Genomic DNA, 7,877 nt, shown 5'->3' with positions numbered 1-7,877 from the left:
ATGCTGGGATGCTGTGGTGAAATCATCGCTTCGACGACTTCCTCTCCCATGGCACCCGGATCACCCTTGCGTACAATTCCAACCTTATAGTCATCACTCGTACGCAATGACATGAGCTCGGCCAGGTCAAGCTGCACCACTATGCGGTCATCAGGTTCAAGATACACCTGATCAAGATCATGGCGGACAAACAGGTCGTCACGTTTGATCGCCTTGATCGAAATATTGGCGCGTTTGGACAGTGCCACATCGCCCAGTTGCTTGCCTTTGTCTGCCGATGCATTGCGCACGGTCAGTTCAGTCAGATACATATTTTCGTTACTGTCAGTTGGACGAATTGAACTATCATCACTGGGCAAAAGCCAGCTACTGAACAGCACCAGCATAATCATACCGGCAAGGCCCGCGACAAGACCATAAGGCGTAATTTCAAAAATCCCGAACGGTTCCAACCCTGAATCGCGCGCCACCGCATCGACAATCAGGTTGGTCGAGGTTCCAATCAGGGTGGTTGTACCGCCCAATATGCAGACAAAGCTGAGCGGGATAAGCAGCTTTTTCGCGGAAAAACCGGTGGCCCGGGCCAGCCGCAGGATGATCGGGATCATCACCACAACAACCGGCGTGTTGTTCATAAAAGCCGATGCGACATAAGCACCCAGGAACATCTCTGCTACGGCCAGTTTGGGCCGTTTGCGCGCGCGGCGGATAATCATGCCAGCAATCGCGTCAATCGTACCGGTGCGCAACAGTGCGCCCGACAGGATAAACATCGCGCCAATGGTTATCGGCGCAGTGTTTGAAAAAGATGAGAACAATCCATCAGAATCGATAATGCCCAGAAACAGGAAAGCACAGGCACCCAGTATTGCGACAACTGCTGCTGGAAAGCGTTCCATCGCAAAGGCGACAAACATCGATGCCAGTATAAACAGGCCGATTTCAGCTTCATAGGCGCCAATTGTCGCGCGGATCAAATCAAGCATGGTTTACTGCGTCCCCTGTGATCTGCCTATAGGGCAATGGCCTGTCATAAAACAAGATTATCCGCGCATCATCCGCACTGGGCACGGTGCAACAGCTTCTGGTCTGCGAGAACCAGTGCCATCATTGCCTCCACCACCGGAGTGCCGCGTATACCCACGCATGGATCATGGCGGCCCTTGGTGACAATTTCAGCTGCCTCACCTTCATTGGTAATCGTTTCAACAGGCGTCAGGATCGAGCTTGTCGGCTTGAACGCCGTGCGGCACACAATCGGTTGCCCGGTGGATATACCGCCCGCCGTACCGCCTGCATGGTTGGCGGCAAATTCTGGTTTCCCGTCCTTGCCCGGGCGCATCGCATCGGCATTTTGTTCCCCACGTAGCCGCGCTGCGGCAAACCCGTCACCAATTTCCACGCCCTTGGTGGCATTGATTGTCATCATGGCTGCGGCCAGTTCACTGTCCATCTTGGCATAGACCGGCGCGCCCCATCCGGCAGGCACGCCTGTCGCCACACATTCGACAACGGCGCCCAGTGAACTGCCATCCCTGCGCGCATCGTCGACCAGTTTTTCCCAGCGCTTGGCGGCTTTGGCATCTGGACAGAAAAACGGATTGCGGCCAATTTCACCTGCATCGAAATTCACATGGTCAATTGCATCACCACCTATTTCACAGACATAAGCCAGAATAGTGACTTCGGGTATAACCAGCCGTGCCACCGCGCCTGCCGCCACACGTGCCGCCGTTTCGCGGGCGCTGGAGCGTCCGCCACCGCGATAGTCTCGAAAGCCGTATTTGGCGTCATAGCTATAATCGGCATGACCAGGGCGATAGGCCTTCGCAACCTCGCTATAATCCTTTGACCGCTGGTCAGTATTCTCAATCATCAGCGATATCGGCGTACCCGTCGTTTTGCCCTCGAACACACCAGACAGGATTTTCACTTCGTCTGCCTCGCGCCGCTGCGTGGTATATTTTGACTGGCCAGGCCTCCGCGCATCCAGATAGGGCTGGATATGATCGGTGCTGATCTCCAGCGCAGGCGGACAGCCGTCCACCACCACCCCTAGCGCAGGCCCGTGGCTCTCGCCCCAAGTGGTAAAACGGAATATGCGGCCGAAACTATTGTAACTCATGTATCAAGCGCAATATCTGGCGCGTCTTCCTGTTTCATGCCAACGACATGATAACCCGCATCGACATGGTGTGTTTCACCCGTCACGCCGGACGAAAGCTCACTGCAGAAATACAGGCCCGCGCCACCCACATCCTCAATCGTCACGTTGCGACGCAGCGGCGAATTATATTCATTCCATTTCAGGATATAGCGGAAATCGCCAATGCCGCTGGCCGCCAGTGTCTTGATCGGCCCTGCGGAAATCGCATTGACACGGATATTGGCCGGGCCAAGGTCATTGGCCAGATATTGAACACTGGTTTCCAGAGCTGCCTTCGCCACGCCCATCACGTTATAATGCGGAATGACTTTTTCCGCGCCATAATAGGTGAGCGTCACGATCGAGCCGCCATCGGGCATCATCGCCGCCGCGCGCTGAGCCACTGCAACGAGCGAATAAGCAGAAATATTCATCGTCATCAGGAAATTGTCGAGACTGGTGTCGACATATTTGCCGCGCAGCTCGCTCTTGTCCGAAAACCCAATGGCATGCACAACAAAATCAATCGTGCCCCAACGGCTTTTTAACTCGTCAAAAGCCTTGTCGAGCGCATTCATGTCGGACACATCGCATTCGATCAGGAAATCACTATCCAGCTCCTCGGCCAAGGGGCCTACACGTTTTTTTAACGCATCCCCTTGATAGGAAAAGGCAAGTTCAGCGCCTTGTTCACGCAATTTGCGTGCGATACCCCAGGCCAGCGACTTGTTGTTGGCCAGTCCCATGATGAGGCCCCGTTTACCCTGCATCAAATCACTCATTGTCCAGTCCTTTCTGATCGTCATCAGATACTATGGTTGTTTCATCCGCTTTTACGTTCTTATCCCCCGCCCGTGCAAGCGCCGCGTTGAGCTCTGCTCCGATTACCATGCCCAGACCAATCAGAAAGAAGAAAATCAGACTGATCATTACACCTGCAAGGCTGCCATAGGTCAGGTCATAATTGAAGAAATTGCGCAACAATACGGGCATCAGGCTGGTGTTGAGGATCCACCACAGGCTGATGAACAAGGGGCCAGGCCAGATTGGCGCACCGCGCCTGCGATACTGGCTCGGCGTCAAGGTCCGAAAAATCAGATACAATGCCCCAAACAGGATCAATGCACTGAACAGCTGGCTCCAGGCAATATAGCTGAGCGTTTTGCTCGCCAGCGGCAGGTAGCTGAGCACGAACTCCTCCGCGCCGCTCAGCATCACCTGCATGCTAAGCGCAAAAATGGTGAGTATGACCGCACCAACGATAAGCGCAATCGACCCCAACCGGTAGTGCCAGAATGGCCGCGTGCTTTTCACTTCATAGGAACGCCGCAGCATGTCACGTATGGTTTCGATCAGGCTGGCCGTCGTCCACAGTCCGACCAACACACTGAACCACAACAATGGCCCGGTGCGCGCAGTCATGGCCGATTGCACTGGCTCATTAAGCGCGCTCGCCATGCTGGGCGGCACAGCCGCCAGAAACGCCTCAACCGCCTGATAGCCATAGTCCGTGCGGCCCACTGCACCTGCGAGTGAAGCCGCAACCACAAAAAACGGGAAAAGCGCAAGCAGTGAAAGATAGGCAAAATTGCCCGCCAGAACAAACCCATCATCATAAACATGCCTGGCAACATCAACAGCGATAGCCTTTGTCTGGTCTATCCATCGCCGTGCCAGCCCCGTCATATTCAGGATCGGCCTGTCGCCTTCACAAAGTTCCGGTCTGTCCATCACGCACAAACTGCCTGAAATTTTATGCCAAGGCCAGTATTTTAGATACAGCGCCCGCTAGACGCCCAGCTCTGCGCGTACATTTTCGTCATAATCCCAGTTCTTCGCAAATTCCGTCAGCGCCGCGTCATCGTCCGGCACGTGTATTTGCAGTTCTACAAGCTGATTTCCCCGTTTGCCATTGCTGCCTGTAAAACCGCGGCCCTTGATGCGCAGGTGCGTGCCTGAATTGCTGCCCTTGGGTATAGTCAGCATGACTGGCCCCTCGACCGTCGGCACTTTCATTTTGGCGCCCAGCACAGCTTCTTTCAGCGTAATCGGCAGCTCAAGCCGGACATTATTGCCATCGCGCGTAAAGAATATATGTGGTTTGACGTGGATGGTGACAATCGCGTCACCATTGCCGCCTGGTCCTGACTGCCCTTTGCCCGGCAGGCGCATCTGCGTGCCATGCTCCACGCCTTTGGGCAGTTTCAGGTTAATTGTCTTGCCATCGGACAGCGTGATGCGCTGCGGCGCAAGCATCGCCGCATCCAGAAATTCCACCGCCAGTTTATAGGCGATATTCGCTCCTTTGGGCGGCGGCGCGCTACGTCCGTAGCTTTCCTGACCACTCGAAGAGCGACCCCCGCCGCCAAATAGACCGTCAAATATATCGCCAAAATCGACGCCATCGGCAAAACCTCCCATGCCGCCGCCCGGTTCTGGCTGGCGAAAACTACCGCCGCCACCGCCATAACCAAATGGTCCGGTCGGATTACCATCCATATCGATTTCGCCACGGTCAAACTGCGCGCGCTTGTCCTTGTCACTCAACAAATCATAGGCCTTGGTCGCGTCGGAAAACTTCTCCGACGCCGCCGGATTATTCTTGTTGCGGTCAGGATGCAGCTCCTTGGCAAGCTTGCGATAAGCGCTCTTGACTTCCTTTTCACTGGCCCCTTTGGAAACGCCCAGTATCGAATACGGATCTGCCATAAATTCTATTTTCCGCCTCTAATCAATTGCATGTCTATACTTATATAGATGGGGTATGAAGACGCTACGTCAAGCAGGGAGATGCCCTGCAATACGTCCGGCACGCATCATCTGACGCGTTGCCATATAGCTCACCAATCCCACGGGCCCGAACATAAAAGTCAGCACCAATATAGGTGCCTGAATAATCCGGTTAATGCCATGCGCATCCGCATTGCGGGCAATCCACAAACCAACGAACAGATCGAAGCACAGGTAATGTATCCAGCCAATGACAACACCTACGTCATTGTCAAAAATCGAACGCACGCCCGCGATCGAACCAAAATCAATATCACCCTCAGATGGAATCGCCCCGCCAAGCACACTGCCCAACAATACCAGATACGTAAGACCCAACACCAATATAGGCCCGTAAAACAAAGCCCTGTATAATGTCTCGCTGCGTGGCAGTAATATAAGTACGGCCCAACAAATGAGCGCCATCATATTAGCCGCCGAAAATATCTGGTCCCACATAAATATTTTCCTCCCTGTTTCGCGGCACATCACTAGCCTTTTTCATGGCAGGCTGGCAAAGATGCCGTCACCACATTGGCAATAGCGCATCGCGGTGCATTATGGCAGTGTTTTATTACTATAACGCACCCGGACGATAAGAAGGTGGGAAAATGACCAAAACCAACCCTTTTGAGATATTTCACAGCTGGTATGACGAAGCGCGGACAAGCGAGCTTAACGATTCCAATGCCATGGCGCTCGCCACGGCAGATGCAGAAAGCCGGCCATCATCGCGCATGGTATTGCTGAAGGGGCATGGCCCAGACGGTTTTATATTTTATACCAACTTCACCAGTCGAAAAGGCGAAGAGCTGGCCGCCAATCCGCATGTTGCACTACTATTTCACTGGAAATCGCTGCGGCGGCAGATCCGTATCGAGGGTGACATCTCACCGGTCAGCGACACGGTTGCCGATGCCTATTTCGCGACACGCAGCCGCGATTCACAGCTGGGCGCTTGGGCTTCGGACCAGTCACACCGCCTGGAAAGCCGGCAAGTTTTCATGGACCGGTTCGAAGCGATGCAGGACAGGTTCGAAGGAAAGGACGTTCCGCGCCCACCGCATTGGTCGGGCTACCGTGTCACACCTGCACGTATCGAATTTTGGCAGGATCGCGCGCACCGGTTGCATGAACGCCGCCTGTTTGTGCGTGACGGTGATGGCTGGACAGAAAGCCTGCTTTACCCGTGACACAGCCACACCCCGATAATCATGCACGGCTGAACCGCAACGCTGCAATTGCCAGCGTTTCGGCGGCATTGTTGTTATTATGCCTGAAAGCCTATGCCGAATGGGCAACCGCGTCCGTCGCCATGCTGGGGTCGCTCGCTGACACCGCACTCGACCTATTCGCATCACTAATGACACTATTCAGTGTGCGCTATGCCGCCATGCCCGCCGACGCGGCGCACCGGTTCGGCCACGGCAAGGCTGAAGCGCTGGCGGCACTGTTTCAGGTAGTGCTCATCACACTATCAGCTGCCTTTATTGGCTGGCGCGCACTGGAGCGCATTGCCAGTGGAGACACCACAGCGCGCGCCGAATATGGCATTATCGTCTCGGTTGTCGCGATTGCGGTGACACTGGCACTGCTTGCCTATCAGCGCCGCGTGATCCGCCAGACAGAGTCGGTCGCGATCGAGGCCGATCATGTGCATTACCAGTCTGATCTGCTGCTCAATCTTGCCGTAATCGCCGCACTGGCGCTCGACCAGTATGTGGGCATTACCGGAATTGACCCGGCCTTTGGCGTTGCGATTGCATTGTGGCTGGCCTGGGGGGCGTGGCGCGCCGCGACACGCGCAATCGACCAGTTGATGGACCGCGAATGGCCAGAGGAAAAGCGGCTTGCCTTTGTCGAAGTCGCCGCCCGGCATCCTGAACTGAAAAGCCTGCATGACCTGCGCACACGAACCAGCGGCAACCGCAATTTCGTTCAGTTTCACGTCGATATGGACCCGGATATGACGGTCCGGCAGGCTCATGACGTGATAGAAAAAGTTGAGCTTGACCTAGGCAAAGCATTTCCCGGCACTGAAATACTTGTGCATATCGACCCGTTGGGCCATGTCGATGAACCGGACAATCCGCTCACCGAACAGGATGAGCTTGAAAACCTGAAGGACAGTTGAATGCCAGCTTATCCCTATTTCCACGTCGATGCCTTTGCCGATACGCCTTTCACAGGCAATCAGGCTGCGGTCATACCGCTGGATAGTTGGCTAAAAGATGATGTGTTACAGGCCATTGCCGAGGAAAATAAATTTGCCGAAACCGCCTTTATCGTGCCTGATGAAAGCGGTGAGGCGCATTATGAGCTGCGCTGGTTCACTCCAGCATGTGAAGTTGCGCTGTGCGGCCATGCCACTTTGGCTAGCGGCCATGTCGTGCTCAGCATGACACCGGATCTGCGCACTGTGCATTTCCGCACGCGCCAGGCAGGCATATTGAAAGTGAGCAAGGATGGCGGCGCCTATCATATGGCACTGCCCGCTTATACTCCCTCCCCCAGGGAACTGGATAGAGCCGTCACGGCATTGGGCCATGCACCATCGGAAACGCATTTCCGCGAAGGCGGTTATGCATTGTTCGTCTATGACACGCCTGAAGAAGTACTGGCACTGGAACCCGATATGCGCGCTCTGGCTGAATTTGGCGACCAGTGGCAGTTTATCTGCACCGCGCCCGGCACCGATACCGACGTGCTAAGCCGCGTATTCGTTCCCGGAGCAGGAATTGACGAGGACAGTGTGACCGGCTCCGCACACTGCGTGCTGACGCCTTATTGGGCTGCTCAGCTCGGCCGTGACAGTTTCACCGCCTATCAGGCGAGCGAACGCGGCGGGCATGTGCGTTGCACACTGGACGGCGAAAATGCTGTGCTGGGCGGCGCATGTTTCACAGTGGTTGAAGGCCAGTTTAATTTGCCGTAGGTACGCGCATATCATGTGCAGCCCGAT

9 protein-coding genes are annotated in these 7,877 nt (G+C 55.0%); 3 read left to right on the top strand and 6 right to left on the bottom strand.

The annotated features are described in order from the left end of the window. The 6 genes from G6Q15_RS09980 to G6Q15_RS09955 form a co-directional block, all read right to left on the bottom strand. Positions 1 to 986 (bottom strand): SLC13 family permease (locus G6Q15_RS09980; RefSeq protein ID WP_205518148.1); only part of this gene is annotated, 986 nt, incomplete at its 3' end. A 68-nt stretch (positions 987 to 1,054) separates the two neighbouring features. After that, positions 1,055 to 2,125: a chorismate synthase gene (gene aroC, locus G6Q15_RS09975; RefSeq protein ID WP_164118318.1), complete on the bottom strand. Its 1,071-nt coding sequence runs from the start codon at positions 2,123 to 2,125 to the stop codon at positions 1,055 to 1,057. Then, positions 2,122 to 2,928, bottom strand: coding sequence for an enoyl-ACP reductase FabI (gene fabI, locus G6Q15_RS09970; RefSeq protein WP_164118316.1), 807 nt, complete (start codon positions 2,926 to 2,928; stop codon positions 2,122 to 2,124). The genes aroC and fabI overlap by 4 nt, the downstream gene beginning before the upstream one ends. Further along, on the bottom strand, positions 2,921 to 3,877 hold the full coding sequence (locus G6Q15_RS09965) for a YihY/virulence factor BrkB family protein (RefSeq protein ID WP_240330840.1): 957 nt from the start codon (positions 3,875 to 3,877) through the stop codon (positions 2,921 to 2,923). The genes fabI and G6Q15_RS09965 overlap by 8 nt, the downstream gene beginning before the upstream one ends. 57 nt (positions 3,878 to 3,934) lie before the next feature. Beyond that, entirely contained in the window at positions 3,935 to 4,855 is a 921-nt protein-coding gene (locus G6Q15_RS09960) for a DnaJ C-terminal domain-containing protein (protein WP_164118313.1), read from the bottom strand. A gap of 69 nt (positions 4,856 to 4,924) precedes the next feature. Then, positions 4,925 to 5,374 (bottom strand): ABA4-like family protein, encoded by a 450-nt coding sequence (locus G6Q15_RS09955; RefSeq protein WP_164118311.1) that lies wholly within the window; start codon positions 5,372 to 5,374, stop codon positions 4,925 to 4,927. Between the two features lie 152 nt (positions 5,375 to 5,526). Here G6Q15_RS09955 and pdxH point away from each other — a divergent pair, with 152 nt between their 5' ends. From pdxH to G6Q15_RS09940, 3 genes are read left to right on the top strand one after another with little or no spacing between them, the layout of a single operon-like run. Next, entirely contained in the window at positions 5,527 to 6,108 is a 582-nt protein-coding gene (gene pdxH / locus G6Q15_RS09950; RefSeq protein ID WP_164118309.1) for a pyridoxamine 5'-phosphate oxidase, read from the top strand. Further along, positions 6,105 to 7,049 carry a cation diffusion facilitator family transporter gene (locus G6Q15_RS09945; protein WP_164118307.1) on the top strand — a complete coding sequence of 315 codons (945 nt, stop codon included), beginning with the start codon at positions 6,105 to 6,107 and terminating at the stop codon, positions 7,047 to 7,049. The genes pdxH and G6Q15_RS09945 overlap by 4 nt, the downstream gene beginning before the upstream one ends. Next, positions 7,050 to 7,850: a PhzF family phenazine biosynthesis protein gene (locus G6Q15_RS09940; protein ID WP_164118305.1), complete on the top strand. Its 801-nt coding sequence runs from the start codon at positions 7,050 to 7,052 to the stop codon at positions 7,848 to 7,850. The last annotated feature ends 27 nt before the right edge of the window (positions 7,851 to 7,877 follow it).

Source organism: Sphingorhabdus sp. Alg239-R122, from assembly GCF_900537065.1.
In the GTDB taxonomy this organism is placed as follows: domain Bacteria; phylum Pseudomonadota; class Alphaproteobacteria; order Sphingomonadales; family Sphingomonadaceae; genus Alg239-R122.
This window is presented reverse-complemented; position numbering and strand designations above follow the sequence as displayed.